Annotated in this window: 15 protein-coding genes; 4 read left to right on the top strand and 11 right to left on the bottom strand. The window is 68.7% G+C overall.

Annotated elements, in window-relative coordinates:
• Nucleotides 1-133: 133 nt before the first annotated feature.
• The 5 genes from J2Y42_RS17365 to J2Y42_RS17385 all read right to left on the bottom strand — a co-directional run bounded on the left by J2Y42_RS17365 (nt 134) and on the right by J2Y42_RS17385 (nt 6,210).
• Complete coding sequence (locus J2Y42_RS17365; protein WP_309861067.1) at nt 134-2,737, bottom strand: penicillin acylase family protein; 2,604 nt, start codon at nt 2,735-2,737, stop codon at nt 134-136.
• A gap of 78 nt (nt 2,738-2,815) precedes the next feature.
• Nucleotides 2,816-4,144, bottom strand: coding sequence for a citrate synthase (locus J2Y42_RS17370; protein WP_396427171.1), 1,329 nt, complete (start codon nt 4,142-4,144; stop codon nt 2,816-2,818).
• A 157-nt stretch (nt 4,145-4,301) separates the two neighbouring features.
• A complete protein-coding gene (gene dapC, locus J2Y42_RS17375) occupies nt 4,302-5,420 on the bottom strand; it encodes a succinyldiaminopimelate transaminase (protein WP_309861069.1) in 1,119 nt (372 codons plus the stop codon).
• Between the two features lie 54 nt (nt 5,421-5,474).
• Nucleotides 5,475-5,795, bottom strand: coding sequence for a ferredoxin (gene fdxA / locus J2Y42_RS17380; protein WP_018191484.1), 321 nt, complete (start codon nt 5,793-5,795; stop codon nt 5,475-5,477).
• Nucleotides 5,796-5,829: 34 nt separating this feature from the next.
• Nucleotides 5,830-6,210, bottom strand: coding sequence for a hypothetical protein (locus J2Y42_RS17385; RefSeq protein WP_309861073.1), 381 nt, complete (start codon nt 6,208-6,210; stop codon nt 5,830-5,832).
• A gap of 100 nt (nt 6,211-6,310) precedes the next feature.
• Between J2Y42_RS17385 and efeU the strand changes: the two genes are divergently transcribed.
• Genes efeU through efeB form a run of 3 tightly spaced genes read left to right on the top strand, consistent with a single transcriptional unit; the run spans nt 6,311 to nt 9,771 of the window.
• Nucleotides 6,311-7,174, top strand: a complete 864-nt coding sequence (gene efeU / locus J2Y42_RS17390; protein ID WP_309861076.1) for an iron uptake transporter permease EfeU — start codon at nt 6,311-6,313, stop codon at nt 7,172-7,174.
• Between the two features lie 51 nt (nt 7,175-7,225).
• Entirely contained in the window at nt 7,226-8,449 is a 1,224-nt protein-coding gene (gene efeO, locus J2Y42_RS17395) for an iron uptake system protein EfeO (protein WP_396427172.1), read from the top strand.
• A 5-nt stretch (nt 8,450-8,454) separates the two neighbouring features.
• Nucleotides 8,455-9,771: an iron uptake transporter deferrochelatase/peroxidase subunit gene (efeB, locus tag J2Y42_RS17400; RefSeq protein WP_309861078.1), complete on the top strand. Its 1,317-nt coding sequence runs from the start codon at nt 8,455-8,457 to the stop codon at nt 9,769-9,771.
• 21 nt (nt 9,772-9,792) lie between these two features.
• Here efeB and J2Y42_RS17405 read toward each other — a convergent pair whose 3' ends face one another.
• From J2Y42_RS17405 to J2Y42_RS17420, 4 genes are all read right to left on the bottom strand, one after another.
• Nucleotides 9,793-10,257: a hypothetical protein gene (locus J2Y42_RS17405; protein ID WP_309861081.1), complete on the bottom strand. Its 465-nt coding sequence runs from the start codon at nt 10,255-10,257 to the stop codon at nt 9,793-9,795.
• Nucleotides 10,258-10,350: 93 nt separating this feature from the next.
• Nucleotides 10,351-11,286: a TIR domain-containing protein gene (locus J2Y42_RS17410; RefSeq protein ID WP_309861084.1), complete on the bottom strand. Its 936-nt coding sequence runs from the start codon at nt 11,284-11,286 to the stop codon at nt 10,351-10,353.
• A gap of 184 nt (nt 11,287-11,470) precedes the next feature.
• Nucleotides 11,471-13,396 (bottom strand): translational GTPase TypA, encoded by a 1,926-nt coding sequence (gene typA, locus J2Y42_RS17415; RefSeq protein WP_018191490.1) that lies wholly within the window; start codon nt 13,394-13,396, stop codon nt 11,471-11,473.
• Nucleotides 13,397-13,739: 343 nt separating this feature from the next.
• The gene (locus tag J2Y42_RS17420; RefSeq protein WP_309861087.1) at nt 13,740-15,602 is read right to left on the bottom strand and encodes an ABC transporter ATP-binding protein; all 1,863 of its coding nucleotides are present in this window, start codon (nt 15,600-15,602) and stop codon (nt 13,740-13,742) included.
• Nucleotides 15,603-15,652: 50 nt separating this feature from the next.
• Here J2Y42_RS17420 and J2Y42_RS17425 point away from each other — a divergent pair, with 50 nt between their 5' ends.
• Nucleotides 15,653-16,279, top strand: a complete 627-nt coding sequence (locus tag J2Y42_RS17425) for a PH domain-containing protein (protein WP_309861091.1) — start codon at nt 15,653-15,655, stop codon at nt 16,277-16,279.
• 32 nt (nt 16,280-16,311) lie between these two features.
• Here the strand turns inward: J2Y42_RS17425 and J2Y42_RS17430 are convergent, their stop codons facing one another.
• Together J2Y42_RS17430 and J2Y42_RS17435 are read right to left on the bottom strand one after the other, a co-directional pair.
• On the bottom strand, nt 16,312-17,325 hold the full coding sequence (locus J2Y42_RS17430; protein ID WP_309861093.1) for an ABC transporter permease: 1,014 nt from the start codon (nt 17,323-17,325) through the stop codon (nt 16,312-16,314).
• Nucleotides 17,326-18,858 carry an ABC transporter permease gene (locus J2Y42_RS17435; RefSeq protein WP_309861097.1) on the bottom strand — a complete coding sequence of 511 codons (1,533 nt, stop codon included), beginning with the start codon at nt 18,856-18,858 and terminating at the stop codon, nt 17,326-17,328.
• Nucleotides 18,859-19,004 lie beyond the last annotated feature (146 nt).

Genomic DNA, 19,004 nt, shown 5'->3' on the forward strand with positions numbered 1-19,004 from the left:
GGGGGCGCCCCCCGCGCGGGCGCGGGGGGCGGGCCCCCCCCCCCCCCCCCCCCGACCCCTTTGCGGCCCTTATGGCCGCACCCCCCCCCGCCTCCCCCACACCCCCCACGAATCTTCGGAGGAGGAGCTGGAGTCAGCGCTCGGGACGCAGCGTCAGGGTCTGGTCCGCGGCCTTTTTCACCGCGGCGAGGGTGAACGGCCACGGGCGCGTCTTCCCCTGCGCCCACAGATCGGTCTGATCCGTGTAGTGCGCGTCGAATGCGTGACCGGACGCTCCCGTGAGGTTGATCCACGTGCTCTTGTCGAAGTCGGAGAGGTCGACGACCATCCGCATCGACGGCACGCGCTGCACAGCGAACCCGAGCGTCGCATCCCAGCCCGTCGCATCCACGACGCTGCTGCCGCCGCCCACATGCCAGGGCCCGCGGTTCAGCAGCGCCTCGATCGGGGCGATGCCCGACTCCCCCAGGCTGGCGTTCTTCAGCGTGAGCGTGTGGAGACGGTCCCAGCGCCACGACGACACGTCGCCGCCCAGCTGGTGTGCGGTCTCCTTCCACGCCTGACCGGCCGCGTAGGCGATCATCGAGTCGCGGTCGGACGTGCCGAGGTCCGAGTCCGCCCACCACGACGACTCGGGCTGGCCGAGCAGCGAGGCGACGACGGTGAACCAGCGGTCGCCCCCGGTCGGCGCCGTGGCCGCCGGGATCTTGCGGGCGAACATGTCGTGGAGCAGCTCCCGCCAGAACACCGCGAAGTACGCGGCGGGTGCGCTGTCCGCATCGTCGCGGTAGTCCCAGTCGGCGAGCAGCCGGGCGGCCTGCTGCACGTCGGCTGACGCATCCGGATTCTCGGCCACCGCGCGGATCACCGGGACAAGATTCGCCGCGTTCGCGTCGTAGGTGTCCGCCTGGATCTCCGACATGTCCTTCGACGTCAGCTTCTTCCCCTGCGCCATCAGGGCGCTCAGGCGCACCTCGATCTGGTTGGCGCGGTACCCCTGGTCCCAGTCCGCCGTGATCAGCCTCGGAAAACCCGGCCCGACGGCGGCGTTGTTCGCCGTGACGATGTACCCGGCCGGCGGGTCGAACACCGACGGCAGCTCCTCGAACGGGATGGTGCCCGTCCAGCCGTACCCGCTGCTCCAGCCGGGCATCGGCATCGTCCCGTCGCCACCCGAGCGGACCGGGATGAGGCCGGGCGCCTGGTAGCCGATGTTGCCGTCCACGTCGGCGTAGACCAGGTTCTGCGACGGCACCTGGAACTGCTGGGCCGCCGCCCGGAAGCTCGGCCAGTCGCGCGCGGTGTCGAAGGCGAAGATCGCGTTCGCCGTCGTACCGGGGGTCAGTGCCGTCCACGCCAGCGACAGCTGGAACTGCTGCGCCGGCACACCGAGCTTGCCCGCCTGGTCCTTGGCGATCACGGCGTACGCATCGCCGATGTCGGTGACGATCGGCCCGTGCCGGGTCGACCGGACGGTGATCGTCACACCCTTACCGCCGGCGACGCGGATGCGCTCCGTGCGCTTCTCGAGCGGCAGCTGCTGGCCGTCGTACTCGAACGTGTCGCCGGTGACCTTCTCGACGAACAGGTCGGCGACGTCCGGGCCCAGGTTGGTGAACCCCCAGGAGATGCGGTCGTTGTGGCCGATGATGATGCCCGGGAAGCCGGAGAAGCTGAAGCCGGACACGTCGAACGGACACTCCGGCCCCACCGTCGTGCAGTGCAAGCCCATCTGGTACCAGACCGACGGCAGGGCGGCGCCGAGGTGCGGGTCGTTGGCGAGGAGGGGCTTGCCGCTGGCGGTGTGCGTGCCGCCGATCACCCACGAGTTGGATCCGATGCCGTCGCCGGCCGGACCCATCAGCTGCGGGAAGGAGTCGACGCTCGCGGCCACCTGCTCCAGCTGCGACGCGTAGGCGGTCGGCGCAAGCGCCGAGGCGTCACCCGAGGATTTCTCCGGCTCGCCGGCGGCCCCCGCTGCGGCATCCGGCGTGACGGTCCGCGGGTTCCCGCCGCCGAGGTCGGTGATCGTCGGGTGGCCCGTGTACGGATAGCCGGGATGCAGTTCCGCGACCTGCTCCGGCTTCAGCTTGGTCGCCAGCAGCGCGCGGTCGATCTCGTCCTCGAGGTTCGACCGGAGGTCCCACGCCATCGCCTTGAGCCACGCGATCGAGTCCGCCGGTGTCCAAGGCTCCGGCTTGTACGACGGATTCTGCAGGCCGAGGATGGCGTACTCCAGCGACAGCCCGGCCCCCGACCGCTGCTTGAGGTAGGCGTTCACGCCGTCCGCGTAGTCCTGGTAGTACCGCAGCGAGGTCGGGTCGAGCAGCTTCACCTCCTGCTCGGCGACGCGGCGCCAGCCGAGCGTACGGATGAACGTGTCGGTCGGCACCTGGCTCGCGCCGAACATCTCCGAGAGCCGGCCCGCGGTGACGTGACGGCGGAAGTCCATCTCCCAGAAACGGTCCTGCGCGTGCACGTACCCCTGCGCGCGGAACAGGTCATCGGCGGTGGATGCGGACAGCTGCGGCACGCCGGCGTCGTCGCGGTACACCGTGACCGGCTTCGTGATGCCCGGCACATCCACCGACCCGGCGGTCTGCGGGAACGAGCGCGTGATCGTCCACACGCCGACCCCACCCCCGACGACGACCAGCACCAGAAGCGCCGCGAGCACGCCGCCGATCACCCTCAGGACCCGATGGTGCCGCCTCAGTCGGGGGGTGTCGTCGCCCACGTCGCTCCTTCGTCGGCCGGTACCGCCGTCTCTGAAGGAGGGTATCCCTCCGAGATGACGTCGAGTCGTGGATGCGGCTCAGCGGCCGAGATCGCGCTCCGGCGAGCCGACGTACAGCTGCTGCGGACGGCCGATCTTCGTCTGCGGGTCGAGGTTCATCTCGCGCCAGTGCGCGATCCAGCCCGGCAGGCGGCCGATCGCGAAGAGCACCGTGAACATCCGCGTCGGGAAGCCCATGGCCTTGTAGATGACGCCCGTGTAGAAGTCGACGTTCGGGTACAGCTTGCGGTCGACGAAGTACTGGTCGGCGAGGGCGACCTCTTCCAGCTCCTTCGCGATGTCGAGCAGCGGGTCGTGTACGCCGAGCGCCTCGAGCACCTCGTCGGCCGACTGCTTCACGAGCTTGGCGCGCGGGTCGAAGTTCTTGTAGACGCGGTGGCCGAAGCCCATCAGCTTGACGCCGGACTCCTTGTTCTTGACCCGCTCGACGAACTTCTGGACGCTCTCGCCCGAGTCGCGGATGCCGGCGAGCATCTGCAGAACGGCCTCGTTCGCTCCGCCGTGCAGCGGGCCGTAGAGGGCGTTGATGCCGGCGGAGACGGACGCGAACAGGTTGGCCTGCGTCGACCCGACCAGGCGGACGGTCGAGGTGGACGCGTTCTGCTCGTGATCCTCGTGCAGGATGAGCAGGCGCTCGAGAGCCCGCGACAGCACTGGGTTCACCTCGTACGGCTCCGCCAGGGTGCCGAAGTTCAGACGCAGGAAGTTGTCCACGAAGCTCAGCGAGTTGTCCGGGTACAGAAACGCCTGGCCCAGGCTCTTCTTGTGCGCGTACGCGGCGATGACCGGGAGCTTCGCGAGAAGCCGGATGGTGGAGAGCTCGATCTGCTCCGGGTCGTGAACGCTGAGCGAGTCCTGGTAGAAGGTCGACAGCGCAGACACCGCGCTCGACAGCACCGACATCGGGTGCGCGTCGTGCGGGAGGGCGTCGAAGAAGCGGCGCAGGTCCTCGTGCAGCAGCGTGTGCCGGCGGATGCGCTCGTCGAACTCCGCGAGCTCCGACGCCGACGGCAGCTCGCCGTGGATGAGCAGCCAGGCCACCTCGAGGAACGTGGAGTTCTCGGCCAGCTGCTCGATCGGGTACCCGCGGTAGCGCAGGATGCCCTGCTCGCCGTCGATGTAGGTGATCGACGAGCGCGTGGCGGCCGTGTTCACGAAGCCGTAGTCCAGGCTGGTCAGCCCGGTCTGCTTCGTGAGCGTCGAGAAGTCGATGCTCGAGGCCCCGTCGACGCTCGGCCGGATCGGGAACTCGGCGACACCGCCGGGATAGGTCAGAGAGGCCGTCGCGAGGTCGGCCTCCGCTTCGGCCTTCTCGGTGCCAGTGCTCTCGGTGCCGAGTCCGCTCACAACGCCTCCTGGTGGGTTAGTCGCCCATATGGGTGGTCAAAGGTGCGCGCCGATCGTGGCAGCGCTGCCCGGCGCCGTCCGCTCGACGGGCCGTGCCGGTACAGCCTAACGAACGCCGGCGACAACTGCGGCATCGGGCAAAGGCACCGGCGACCCGTTAGAGATTGTCTCCAAACCCCTGCAGCCGCTCCGCCGCCGCGGCCACCCGCTCGTCCGTCGCCGTGAGCGACAGGCGCACGTGCTCCGGGTAGACGTCGCCGTAGAAGTGGCCGGGGCCGGCCAGGATGCCGAGGTCGGCGAGCCGTCCGATGCTCTCCCAGGCGTCGCGTCCCTCCGTCGCCCACAGGTAGAGGCCGCCCTCGCTGCGGTCGATGCGGAAGCCCGCGGCCTCGAGCGCCGGCTTGAGCAGGTCGCGGCGCGCGCGGTACCGCGCCTTCTGCTCCTCCACGTGCCGCTCGTCGCCGAGCGCGGTGACCATCGCGGCCTGCAGCGGCGCCGGCAGCATCAGGCCCGCGTGCTTGCGCACGTTGACCAGGCGCCCGATGATGGCGCTGCACCCCGCGACGAACGCCGCGCGGTAGCCGGCGAGGTTGGACTGCTTGCTGAGCGAGTAGACCGCGAGGACGTTGCGGCGGTCCTGCCCGATGACCCGCGGGTCGAGGATGCTCGGAACGCGCTCCGCATCCCACGGCGCCTCCCAGCCCAGCTCGGCGTAGCACTCGTCGCTCGCGATGTAGGCGCCCAGCTCACGGGCGCGCGCAACGGCCGCGCGCAGCTCCGCGACCGAGAGGATGCGGCCGTCCGGGTTGCCGGGAGAATTCAGCCAGATGAGGCGCGTGCCCTCCGGCCACTCGGCCGGATCGTCGCTCGCGACGGCGGTCGCGCCGGCCATCGCCGCGCCGATCGCGTACGTCGGGTACGCGGCGCGCGGATGCACCACGATGTCGCCCTCGCCGAGGCCGAGCATGAACGGCAGCAGGGCGACGAGCTCCTTCGAGCCGATCGTCGGCAGCACGTTCTCGACGGTCAGCCCGCGGACGCCGCGTCTGCGGTGGAACCAGTCGACGATCGCCTCGCGCAGGGCGGGCGTCCCGACGGTCTGCGGGTACGCGTGCGCATCCGTGGCGCTGGCGAGGGCCTCGCGGATGAGGTCCGGCGTCGGGTCGACCGGCGAGCCGATCGACAGGTCGACGAGACCGTCCGCATGCGCCCGCGCCCGCTCGGCGTAGGGCGCCATCAGATCCCAGGGGTAGTCCGGGAGCTCCTGCAGCGCCACGTCAGCGCTCCTTCGGCGGCGTGGCCATCGATGCCGTCATCGGTGCGCCGCGGATCAGTGCGCCTGCGGCGGCAGTGCGGCGATCAGCGGGTGGTCCTTGGAGATCACACCCACCTTCGACGCTCCGCCGGGCGAGCCGATGTCGTCGAAGAACTCCACGTTCGCGCGGTAGTAGTCCTTCCACTCCTCGGGCAGGTCGTCCTCGTAGTAGATCGCCTCGACCGGGCAGACCGGCTCGCAGGCGCCGCAGTCGACGCACTCGTCGGGGTGGATGTACAGCGACCGTTCGCCCTCGTAGATGCAGTCGACCGGACACTCGTCGATACAGGCCCTGTCCTTCACATCGACGCACGGGAGAGCGATGACATAGGTCACAGTGGATCGGATCCCTTCAGGTGGAGCTGTCCCTCTAGCTTAGGCCGTCGCGGACCGACTGCCGGGTCTTCACATCGGGCCAGGCGATCACGATCGCCGCGATCAGGATGGGCCCCGCGAGCCAGATCTGGCCGGCGAGGTCGTTCTGGATGAGCACGGAGCCGCCCGCGCTCTGCTGCGCGAACAGGAGGATGACGGCGATGCAGCCCAGCGCCGCGAGCAGCGCGGGCAACCGGCTGTGACCGAGGAGGCGCAGGCCGACGAGCAGCGCCGTGAAGGCCAGCAGCGAGCCGATGAGCCCGAGCGGGATGGGGATCCCCCAGGTCACCGAGTACTGGTGCGCGACCGTCCCGATCGCCCCGAAGACCGCTCCCGCCAGCACGAGGAGGATGGCGCTGACGATCCGGCTGAGCATCCTCGCATACTATCTGGACACTTCCAGGGCGGTGCTCTACGCTCGATTGAGTAAGGTTAGCCTTACCAATCACGAACCCCTCCCCCGACGAAGGTCACCTGTGCTCGCGAACTACCTGATCGGCCTCCGCGAAGGCCTCGAGATGGCGCTCATCGTCACCATCCTGGTGGCCTACGTGGTCAAGCTCGGCCGCACCGAGGTGCTGTCGAAGCTCTGGATCGGCGTGGGGATCGCGCTCATCGTCCCGCTCGGGATCGGCGCCGTGCTCACCTGGGGCCCCTACGGCATGAGCTTCCAGGCGCAGGAGATCCTCGGCGGCTCCCTGTCGCTCGTCGCGGTCGGGTTCGTCACCTGGATGGTGTTCTGGATGGGCAAGACCGCCCGCAGCATGAAGTCCACCCTCCACAACCGGCTCGACTCCGCGCTCGTCGGCGCCGGCTGGGGCGTCGTGCTCCTCGCGATGCTGAGCGTCGGACGCGAAGGGATCGAGACCTCGCTCTTCGTCTGGGCGACGGTCGCGAGCACCGGCGGCAGCTGGGAGCCGGCCGTCGGCGCCCTCCTCGGCATCGCCACCGCCGCGGTGATCGGCTTCCTGCTGTACCGCGGCATGGTGAAGATCAACCTCGGCAGGTTCTTCACCTGGACCGGCGCCTTCCTCGTCCTCGTCGCCGCCGGCGTGCTCGCCTACGGGCTCGGAGACCTGCAGGAGGCCGGCCTCCTCCCCGGCGGAGGCGTCCACGCGTACGACATCAGCCGCGCGATCCCCGCCTCCAGCTGGTACGGCACGCTGGCCGCCGGCATCCTCAACTTCAACCCGTCGCCGACCGCGCTGCAGGTCGCCGCCTGGTTCACCTATCTCGCCGTGGTCGGCTACTTCTACATCCGGCAGCACCGTTCCGCCGCACGACCCGCGCCCACGGCACCCGCCGCCGCGTCGGCCCCGCACGCCCCGATCGCGTCGTGATCCCCTCTTCTTGATCCCTCACTGCACCACAAGAGAAAGAACAGCACACCCATGCCCCGACAGCGCCCGGTGACCACCCGCACGCTCGCCTCCCGCTCGACCCGACGCCGCCTCACGGCCGTCGCCGGATCCCTCGCGGGGACCGCCGCCCTGGCCGCCGCGCTCACCGGCTGCGTCCCGAACCAGGCCACCGCCTCCGACGAGGCCATCGCGGTCACCCTGAGCGACGACAAGTGCACGGTGTCCACCAACACCGCGAAGGCCGGACCGATCACCTTCCAGGTGACCAACACGGGCACCGACGTGAACGAGTTCGAGCTGCTGGCCACCGACAAGCTGCGCATCGTCGGCGAGAAGGAGAACATCGGCCCGGGCACGACCGTCAACTACGTGGTCCAGCTCGCCGAGGGCGACTACTACTCGGCCTGCCGCAAGGGGATGGTGGGCGAGCCGGCGCACGTCGCGAAGTTCACCGTCGCACCCGGCACCGGCAAGACGGTCTCGCAGAGTGAGAGCAAGCAGGTGGCCCAGGCCGTCGCCAACTACACCGGCTACGTGAAGGACCAGGCCGGCGCGCTCCTGACCGCCACGAAGACCTTCGCCACCGCCTACGCCGGCGGCGACGACGCTGCCGCCCGCGCACAGTACGCATCGGCACGCTCCTTCTACGAGCGCATCGAGCCGACCGCCGAGCAGTTCGGCGACCTCGACCCCGCCCTCGACCTGCGTGAGGCAGACCTGGCTGAGGGCCAGGAGTGGACCGGCTGGCACCGCATCGAGAAGGACCTGTGGGCTCCCGCCGGGTACACGCCGTCCGACGCCGCGACGCGCACGCAGCTCGCCGACAAGCTCGTGACCGACACCCAGCGGCTGTACGACCTCGTCCACGCGAAGGACTTCACGCTCACCATCGACCAGATCTCCAACGGCGCCATCGGCCTGATGGAGGAGGTCGCCGGGTCGAAGATCACGGGCGAGGAGGAGGCCTTCTCGCACACGGACCTGCAGGACTTCCAGGCCAACCTCGAGGGCGCCCAGGTGGCGTACGGCGTCGTCCGCGACATCGCCGAGCAGAAGGGCAGCAACGGCAAGGATGTCGTGGCGAAGCTCGACGGCGAGTTCAAGACGATCGAGAAGACGCTGGCCCAGTACCGCTCGGGCGACGGCTTCGTCAGCTACACGGAGCTCAGCACCGAGCAGGTCAAGGAGCTCTCCGACCAGGTCAACGCGCTCAGCGAACCGCTCAGCCACCTGACCTCGATCATCGTCAAGTAGGGCGCGTGACGCAGGACCACCACGACGCCGAGCGCCCGGAGACCGACGAGGTCACCGGGCGCTCCGGCCTGTCCCGTCGAGGCATGCTCGGCCTCGCCGGCGCGACGGTCGGCGCCGGGCTCGTCGGTATCGGCGCGGGTGTCGCGGCCGATCGTGTCGTCGTCGGCGCGACCGCCGCCTCCGGCACGACGTACCCGTTCTACGGCCCCCACCAGGCCGGCATCACCACGCCCGCGCAGGACCGCCTCCACTTCGCCGCCTTCGACACCGCTCCCGGCCTCGACCGCGACGGTCTGATCGAGCTGCTGCACGACTGGACGACCGCCGCCGCGCGGATGACGCAGGGGCGGCCCGCCGGCAAGTACGGCCCGGCGTCCGGACCGATGGATGCTCCGCCGGACGACACCGGTGAGGCGCTCGACCTGCCGCCCGGCGGTCTGACGCTCACCTTCGGCTTCGGGCCGACCCTCTTCCGCACGGCGAGCGGCGAGGACCGGTTCGGAATCGCCTCCCGCCGCCCCGAAGCCCTTGTGGACCTGCCCCGCTTCCCGGGCGACGCGCTGCAGGAGTCGATCACCGGCGGCGACCTGTGCGTGCAGGCGTGCAGCGACGACCCGCAGGTGGCTGTTCACGCCATCCGCAACCTCTCGCGCATCGCCTTCGGGCGCGCGGCGATCCGCTGGTCGCAGCTCGGCTTCGGCCGCACGTCGTCGACCTCCCGCGCCCAGGTGACCCCGCGCAACCTGTTCGGATTCAAGGACGGCACCGCCAACATCAAGTCGGAGGACCAGACCGTGGTCGAGGACCAGGTGTGGGCCTCCGGCAGCGACGGCGCCGGGTGGATGGCCGGGGGCTCCTACCTCGTCGCCCGCAAGATCCGCATGGTCATCGAGACCTGGGACCGCCAGCAGCTCGGCGAGCAGGAGCGCATCATCGGCCGCGACAAGGGCGAGGGGGCGCCGCTCTCCGGCGGCACCGAGTTCAGCGACCCCAACTTCCTGGCGCTGGCGAAAGACGGCGGCACGAAGATCGACCCCGATTCGCACGTGCGGCTCGCGCATCCCACGATGAACAGCGGCGCACAGCTGCTCCGTCGCGGCTACAACTTCGTCGACGGCAACGACGAGCTGGGCCGCCTCAACGCCGGGCTGTTCTTCATCGCGTTCCAGCGCGATCCGCGGAAGCAGTTCATCCCCATCCAGCAGCGCCTGGCGCAGAACGACCTGATGAACGAGTACGTCCGCCATGTCGGCTCCGGCGTGTTCGCGGTGCCGCCCGGTGCGAAAGAGGGCTCGTACGTGGGAGCCGGGCTCTTCGCCTAGCCCCTTCCCCAGCCTCTTCGCTCAGCCGGCCGACGGCGTCGGGCTCGGCGTTCCGCCCTTCGACACCGAGTAGTTGGCGACCCACCCGTTGTTGCCCGCATCCGTCACGACGACGAGCACGCCGTACGTGCCGTTGCTGAACGTGCCGGTGCCGCCGCCGTTCGGGCCGCGGGTGCCGAACTGGCCGGAGAAGCCGGCGTCGGTGAGCTGCTTCTCGATCGCGGTATAGGCGTCGCCGTTCTCGACCTTGACGGTCACGTTCCACACCTTGTCGGCGCCGGAACCGAGGCCTGCGCCGAACACGACCTCACCATCGGCGAGCGGGACCTCCTTCGGGAAGTCCGCGGGGACGGATTTGCCGCCCAGGTCGACGTTGCCGCCCGACACATCCTTCACGACGCCCTGGAAGCTGCACGCGGTGAGCGCGGGAGCGGCGCCCAGGAGCAGGACGGCAGCGAGGGGCAGGGCGACGAGGCGGCGTTTCATGCTGCCATTCTTCCGGATGACCGCCCGGCCCTGGCTAGGCAGTGCCGTCGGCGGCCATCCACGCATGGACAACGGCCGTGGCAGCGCAAGACCTCATGCCTCCCGAGATCGATTCTTGGCATTCAGTGTGGCTGCAACATTTCCAGTCGCCGCAGATATGTTCCCTGCTGGGAAACGGATCTGCTGGGTCCCGTCGAGATTACTAAAGAGGTCTACGCCCTCCTCGACGATGGCAATGGCGTTGGTCCACCCCAACCGCCCCTGAAAGAAGCCCACCTCGTGTACGACGTTCTGTCTAGCCCGCCAGCGCCCGTCTGCCATCTCGTCTGCTTTGGTGAGAACGATAAGAGCGACGGTAGCTTGAGTCGCCATGTCTTCAAGGACGGTATTGATCGTTTGGCCAGCTCGCGGCTGACCCTCAAATGCAGAGACGTCGAACCCGTGGTGATCGCGAAGCTCGTCCCTGAGGACTCTCCACTGCTGATCGTTACCGTGGCCCATGATGACGCGGAAAGCTGGAGGAGGTGGGGGCGGCTCAAGATGCTCGCGCAACACGGGTTCGATGTCATCAGCGAGTCGTTTTTCGCTTGCTGCCGCAGCGTCCGCGGCTTCACTGTTGAAGAAGCCGTGACCCGATGAGGCATCGATAGAAACCGTTACAAGCGATCTTCGCCATTGTTCACAACGAACACTGATTAGGTCCGGCGTAACGATGGTGAAGTTGAACGTGTCGTAGTCGGCATCAAGCCAATCCAAGCTCGTTCGCGCGAGCGGCTGACGACCGGAGTTCTCGCTTACGATGCGAGCGCCCTTTTCCGCACTCTCAACCTCGATCGCCATCCCGGGCTCCACACCTTCGTTCTTGGCGCGAGCCTGCTCCGCCCGGAGGGCAGCCGGCACCTCAGGGAATGACGGATCATCTATCTGCCTCTGAACTGACTCGGCAGCCCTATGGCTCGCGAGCGAGACAACCTCCCACCATGCGGACTTGTCCATTGCAACACCGCTTAGACGAATGGTGATCGACACGCTTGGGATTGTATCGGCCCGGTGCTCTGAGGCTCTGCGCCTGATCGAAACGAGAGCAACCTAGCCGATACCCAGGCACTTTCGCGTCAGCGGCTACACAGTGCCGCTCATCGGTCGCCGGCTTGACGCGACACGCCGCTCCGGCCTCAGCCGGAACGGCGTGTCGCGTCAACTGGGTAGCAGGTCAGACGGCTGCGGCGTCCTGGCGCTTGAGGCGGGCGGCGGCGCGACCGCGTGCGGTCGCATCCAGCTCGACCTTGCGGATGCGTACGGCCTCCGGGGTCACCTCGACGCATTCGTCGTCGCGGGCGAACTCGAGCGACTCCTCGAGGGTCAGCTGACGGCTCGGCGTCATCGACTCGAACGTGTCGGCCGTGGAGGAGCGCATGTTGGTGAGCTTCTTCTCCTTGGTGATGTTCACGTCCATGTCGTCGGCGCGTGAGTTCTCGCCGATCACCATGCCCTCGTAGACCTCCTCCGTGGGGTTCACGAAGAACGTCATGCGCTCCTGGAGTGCGATGATGGCGAATGGCGTCACGACGCCCGCGCGGTCGGCCACGATCGAGCCGTTGCTGCGGGTCACGATGTGACCGGCCCACTCGTCGTAGCCGTGCGAGATCGCGTTCGCGATGCCGGTGCCGCGGGTGGTGGTGAGGAACTCGGTGCGGAAGCCGATCAGGCCGCGCGACGGGACGATGAACTCCATGCGGACCCAGCCGGTGCCGTGGTTCGCCATGTTCTCCATGCGGCCCTTGCGGGCGGCGAGCAGCTGCGTGATCGCACCCAGGTACTCCTCGGGGGCGTCGATGGTCAGGTGCTCGAACGGCTCGTACGTCTTGCCGTCGATCTTCTTCGTGACCACCTGCGGCTTGCCGACGGTGAGCTCGTAGCCTTCGCGGCGCATCTGCTCGACGAGGATGGCCAGCGCCAGCTCACCGCGGCCCTGCACCTCCCACGCGTCGGGACGGCCGATGTCGAGGACGCGGAGCGAGACGTTACCGACCAGCTCGCGGTCGAGGCGGTCCTTCACCATGCGCGCGGTCAGCTTGTGACCCTTCACCTTGCCGACGAGCGGCGAGGTGTTGGTGCCGATGGTCATCGAGATCGCGGGCTCGTCGACGTGGATGGCGGGAAGCGGACGCACGTCGTCCGGGTCGGCCAGGGTGTCGCCGATCATGATGTCGGCGAAACCGGCGACGGCGACGATGTCGCCCGGGCCGGCGGACTCGGCCGGGTAGCGGTCGAGCGCCTTCGTGATCAGCAGCTCGGTCACGCGGACGTTGTGCACGTCGCCGTCGTGACGGACCCAGGCGACGGTCTGACCCTTCTTCAGGGTGCCGTTGAAGATGCGGAGCAGCGCGAGACGGCCGAGGAACGGCGACGCGTCGAGGTTGGTCACGTGCGCCTGCAGCGGGGCCTCGGGGTCGTAGCTCGGCGCCGGGATGTGCTCCAGGATCGCCTCGAACAGCGGCTCGAGGTCGTCGTTGTCGGGCAGTTCGCCGTTCGCCGGCTTGTTGCGGCTCGCAGCGCCGGCGCGGCCGGACGCGTAGACGACGGGGACGTCGAGGATCGCATCCAGGTCGAGGTCCGGGACGTCGTCGGAGAGGTCGCTCGCGAGGCCGAGCAGGAGGTCCTGGCTCTCGCCGACGACCTCGTCGATGCGGGCGTCGCCGCGGTCGGTCTTGTTGACCGCGAGGATGACGGGGAGCTTCGCCTCGAGCGCCTTGCGCAGCACGAAGCGGGTCTGGGGCAGCGGGCCCTCGGACGCATCCACCAGCAGGACGACGCCGTCGACCATGGAGAGGCCGCGCTCGACCTCGCCGCCGAAGTCGGCGTGGCCCGGGGTGTCGATCACGTTGATGGTGATCGGGCCGTTCGGGGCGTGCTTGCCCTTGTACGAGATCGCCGTGTTCTTGGCGAGGATGGTGATGCCCTTTTCGCGCTCGAGCTCGTTCGAGTCCATCGCGCGCTCCTCGACGTGCGCGTGCGCGTCGAAGGAGTTCGTCTGCTTGAGCATGGCGTCGACCAGCGTGGTCTTGCCGTGGTCGACGTGGGCGACGATCGCGACATTTCGCAGATCATCGCGGCGGGCGACGGCGTTCTCGGACATGCGTACAGACTCGACTCTCGTCAGAAGGAAGAAGGGGAACGGTCCATTCTATCGTGGATCCGCTCCCCTTCTCCTGTGTCCGCTGTCAGCGAGCCGTCCGGCGCATCGAAACGGAGGACATCCGCGCGGTCAGCGCCGCCTGCACCTCCCTTCGTGCGCAGCAGCGGTGTGTCCTTCCGGATCTCCTCCGTTTCGCCCCGCCCGAGAAACGGAGGAGATCCGACGCGACGCTCCGGACGATGTCGTGAAGGGAGGAGTTCTCGTGCGGCCCCTGCAGGGCTTCCTCCGTAAACGCAGAGAGGGCCGGTCCTGGTGGACCGACCCTCCCCCGTGTCGAAGCGGCTCAGAGCCCCTGGGCGACCGGCGGCTCCGGCTGCTGCGGCTCCGGCACGACCGTCGGCGTAGCCGCGGTGTCGTCGGAGCCGGCGGCGAGCAGCTCCAGGCGCAGGGCGCGACGGGCGCGCTGCTGCTCCGGGTCCGGAAGCGGCACGGCGGCGAGCAGTCGCTGCGTGTAAGCCTCCTTCGGGTAGCGGAGGATCTCGTCGCGCGTGCCCACCTCGACCAAGCGGCCGTGGTGCATCACCGCGATCCGGTCGGCCAGCACGTCGATGACGGCGAGGTCGTGGGTGATGAACAGGCAGGCAAAGTTCATCTCCTTCTGGAGGGTCTGCATCAGCTGCAGCACGCGCGCCTGCACCGACACGTCCAGCGCGCTCGTCGGCTCGTCGGCGATGAGCACCTGCGGCTTCAGCGACAGGGCTCGGGCGATGCCGACGCGCTGCTTCTGACCTCCCGACAGCTCGTGGGGGAACCGGCTGCGGTAGGCGCGCGGAAGCTCGACGCTGTCGAGGAGGCGGTCGACCTCCTTCGAGAGCTCCGCGCCCTTGAGGTTCTTCGCGAGGCGCAGCGGCTCGGCGATGGAGTCGGAGATCTGGAGGCGCGGGTTCAGCGACGACGACGGGTCCTGGAACACGATGCCGACGTTGCGGTGCAGCTTGCGGATCTCGTCCCGGCTCGGGCTGCTGATGTCCTGCCCGGCGACGACGAGCTGACCCGAGTGGATGGGCAGCAGGCCGATCGCGGCGCGACCGAGGGTCGTCTTGCCGGAACCCGACTCGCCCACGAGACCGACGACCTCGCCCTCGTGGATCTTCAGGTCGATGTCGCTCGCCGCGCGGAACGCGGGCACGCGGCCGTGCTTCGGGTACTCGATCGCGACGTTGCGGAAGTCGACGACGACCTCGCGCTTGTCCATCTCGGCCTTCTCGTGCTCGGCCTGCGCCGCGCGCTCGTTGGCGCGGATGCGCTCGGCGAACGACGCATCCGGGTTCTCCGTGCCCGCGGCGAGGGCAGCCGTCGTGTCGATCTCCTCGTCCTCACGCTGCCCGAGGTGCGGGACGGCGTCGAGCAGGGCGATCGTGTACGGGTGCTTCGGCTCGGAGAAGACCTCCGCCACCGTCCCGGACTCGACGATGTCGCCCTTGCGCATCACGACGATGTTGTCGGCGAGGTCGGCGACGACGCCCATGTCGTGCGTGATCAGCAGAATGGCGCTGTCGAGCCGGTCACGGAGGCTGCGCAGCAGCTCCAGGATCTCCGCCTGCACCGTCACGTCGAGCGCGGTGGTCGGCTCGTCGGCGATCAGCAGCTTCGGGTCGCACGAGATCGACTGGGCGATCATCGCGCGCTGGCGCTGGCCGCCGGAGAGCTGGTGCGGGTACGAGTTGAACGCCTTCTTGGGGTCGGGCAGCTCGACCATGGCGAGCAGCTCGAGCGCACGCTCCTTGGCCTCGTGCGGCGACATCCCGAAGTGGATGCGCAGCGTCTCGACGATCTGGAAGCCCACGGTGTAGACGGGGTTCAGCGCCGTCATCGGCTCCTGGAAGATCACGGCGACCTGACGACCGCGCACGCGCCGCATCTGCGGCTGGCTGAGGCCGGTCAGCTCACGGCCGTCCAGCTTGATGGAGCCGCGGACGCGGGAGTTCTTCGGCAGGAGGTCGAGGATCGCCATCGAGCTCGCACTCTTGCCCGAACCGGACTCACCCACGATCGCGAGCACTTCGCCCGCCTTGATCTGGTAGTTCAGGTTCTTCGCCGCGGGCACCCAGACGCCGTCCACGCCGAAGTCGACGGAGAGGTCGTTCACCTCGAGGACGGGGCCGCCGGCCTGCGCCGTCGCCCGGACCGGGTTGGTCTCGGTCATGATTCGTGGTTCCTTTCGGGGGCGTTCCGGCGGGATGAGAGCATGGACCCATGCCCTACGTCTCCCCCGCCGAACGCGAGGTTTTCGTGTCCCGGTTCAACCGGGTCCTTGCCGTTCTGATCTGGGCGGCCGCTGCCGCCCTGACCATCGGCCTGCTGGTCAGCGTCCACGACGCCCGGCTGCTGTACATCGTGCCGGGCGTGCTGTTCGCGTTCGTCGCCTGGGCGATGCTGTGGCGTCCGCAGCTCACGGTCGCCGACGAGGGCATCACGGTCGTCAATGTCACGCGCACCGTCCGCATCCCGTGGGAGGCGCTGATCGCGGTCGACACCAAGTACGCGCTGACGCTGTACACCCCGGGGCGCAAGATCCCGGTGTGGGCCGCTCCCGCGCCCGGCACCGGCAGCACGCTCCGCGCCACACGCAACGAGACGAAGGGCCGCATCGGCCGCCCGCGCGTCGAGGACAGCGTGCGCCGCCCCGGCGACCTGCTGGGAACCGAGTCCGGCGCTGCGGCCGAGGTCGTGCGCCGCCGCTGGGGCATGCTCCAGGACGCGGGGGCCATCGACGCGGGCCGCGCCGACGAGACGCCGGTCACGGTGCGCTGGCACCTGGTGGAACTCGCGGTGCTGGTGCTGCTGCTTGCGGGCACCGTCGCCGCGCTGCTCCTGGCCTGAGCCGGCCGGGAGCAGCGCGACGCGGGCGGGCGTCACAGCACGTCCTCCGCGAGGGCCGCTCCGGTCTTCGGGCTCCGGCCGTCGCCCTCGCCCTCCTCCGGCTCCTGCTCGCGCATCTTGCGGAGGTTGAACCGGCGGTGGCGCGGGTCGAACGCGTCGCGCAGGCCGTCGCCGACGAAGTTGACCAGCAGCGCCAGCGTCACGATGAACGCACCGGGCCACCAGAACAGCCACGGACGCGTCTGGAACGCGGACTGGTTCGAGCTGATCAGGAGGCCGAGCGAGACGTCCGGCGGACGGATGCCGTAGCCGAGGTACGACAACGCGGTCTCGAGCAGGATGGCCGAGGCCATGATCAGGGTCGAGGCCACGATGACGACGCCGATGGCGTTCGGCAGGATGTGCTTGAAGATGATGCGCGAGTCGGAGGCGCCGGCCACGCGGGCCGCCTCCACGAACTCCCGCTCGCGGAGGGACAGGAACTCGCCGCGCACCAGACGGGCGATGCCCATCCACGAGAAGAACCCGAGCATCAGTGCCAGGAAGAACGCGCCGAGCCCGCCGAACGCGTGCCCGACGACCGAGCCGATGACCAGCGCCGGGATGACGATGAACACGTCGGTGATGCGCATCAGGATCGCGTCGACGACGCCGCGGAAGTACCCGGCGACGGCACCGACGACGACACCGACGACGCTCGCGATGAGTCCGAGGACCACCATGACGAGGATCGAGTTCTGGATGCCGCGCATCGTCAGCGCGAAGTAGTCCTTGCCGATGCGGTCCTGGCCGAACGGGTGCTCCCAGGTCGGGGCGCCCTGCTGAACCTGGTCGTTCAGCTCGGTGTAGTTGTACTTCCACCACCCGGGGATCGGGCCCAGCCCGATCGCCGAGATGGAGAACACCAGGATCAGGATGAACAGGATGGCGCTGGCGACGGCGACCTTGTTGGAGAGGAACCGCTTCCAGACGAGCTTTCCCTGGCTGACGGGCGGGGCGCTGGGCGCCTCCAGCTCATCGGCGATTCGTGTGTCGTTGACGGACATTTATCGGACCCTCACTCTCGGGTCGAGTGCGGCGTACGCGAGGTCTGCCAGGAAGTTGAACAGGATGGCCATGGCCGCGATCACGAGGAAGTACGCCATGACGGGGTTGAGGTCACCGCGGCTGAGGCCGAGGTTGAACAGCGAGCCCATGCCCGGGATGGCGAACACGCGCTCTGTGATGACCGCACCACCGAGCAGCGCTCCCACGTCGAAGGCGACGAGGGTCGTGATCGGGATGAGCATGTTGCGGAAGGCGTGGCGCACGACGACCGTCCGCTCCGGCAAGCCCTTGGCGCGCGCGGTGCGGATGAAGTCCTGGTTGAGCACCTCGAGCATCCCGGCCCGCGAGTAGCGGGTGTAGGAGGCGAACGAGATGAGCAGCAGGGCGATGGTCGGCAGCACCAGGTGCGTGAAGGTGTCGAGGCCCGTGACCCACATGTCGCCCTCGAGTCCCGGCGTCGACGAGCCGACCGTCGCGATGGGGCGGCCGTTGGTGTCCTGGAAGTACTGGGGCCACGCCTGCATGAAGCGGTCGACGATGATCAGGAAGCCCGAGACGATCGTGACGATGACCGCGATCCGCATGTTCTGACCGCGGTCGTAGCCGCCGACGAACCAGCCGATCGCGAGGCTCACGATGATGGCCACGATCGCGAGGATGATGATCGTGCCGATGGTCGAGACGTCGAAGAGCGGCTGGAGCGCGAAGTAGCAGACCAGGCTGATCGCACCCGCGATGGCCGCCGAGATGAGCGCCCGCCGGTTCTGCAGTCCCGAGATGAGCGCCGTGGCGCCGATCACGGTCGCGGCGATCAGCAGGATCATCACCACCGGGCCGAGACCCGGCATGAGGAACCAGTTCATCGCCGACATCAGCAGCAGGACGCCGGCCGTCGCGACGGCGGAGATGACGAAGGTCAGCAGGCGCCGCCTCCGGTCACCGCCGATCAGCGACTGCCAGATGAGTCCGGCCACCAACCCGATCAGCACGGCCACCCACCAGGGGATGGTCGGGTGCGCGAGGAAGTTGTTGAAGCCGATCGCGACGAACTCCTTCAGCAGGACCGCCACGAGGAACGCCGGGAGCGAGTACAGGAAGAAGCTGAGGAACGTGACGACGTTGTCGAGTCCGCTGTACTGCCGCAGGGCGGTGACGATGCCGATGGTGACACCGAGGAGGATCGCGAGGATGAGGGCGAACGTGACCAGCTGCACCGTCGACCCGAGGGCCTGCGGGAGGATGTCGGTCACCTTCGCGTTGGAGACGGTGGACCCCAGGTCGCAGGCGTTGGCGAACGGGATGAGGCACTTGGCCGCACCGCCCAGCCAGAGCAGCCAGCGCAGCGGTGGCGCGACGTCGAGCTGCAGGAGCTGGATGCGCGCGTTGATGAGCTGCGTCTTATTGGGGGAATTGCTGCCTCGGAGATCCTGGAGCGGGTCGGCGCTGTAGGCGACCAGCATGTACATCAGGAACGAGGCGGCGATGATGATGAGCACTGAGACCAGAAGGCGTCTCAGGATGAAACTCGCCATAGGTTCAAAACCTTCACTGACAGGACGCGCCGATCGGGGGTGCGGCGGAGGGGGGTTTGCCGCCAGGCGCGTATCTCACGGGGTGGACGGATCACGTCCACCGACTACATGATACGGGGCGCCGGCCGGAACCGACGCCCCGCCGC

The sequence above is a fragment of the Leifsonia sp. 1010 genome (assembly GCF_031455295.1).
In the GTDB taxonomy this organism is placed as follows: Bacteria; Actinomycetota; Actinomycetes; order Actinomycetales; family Microbacteriaceae; genus Leifsonia.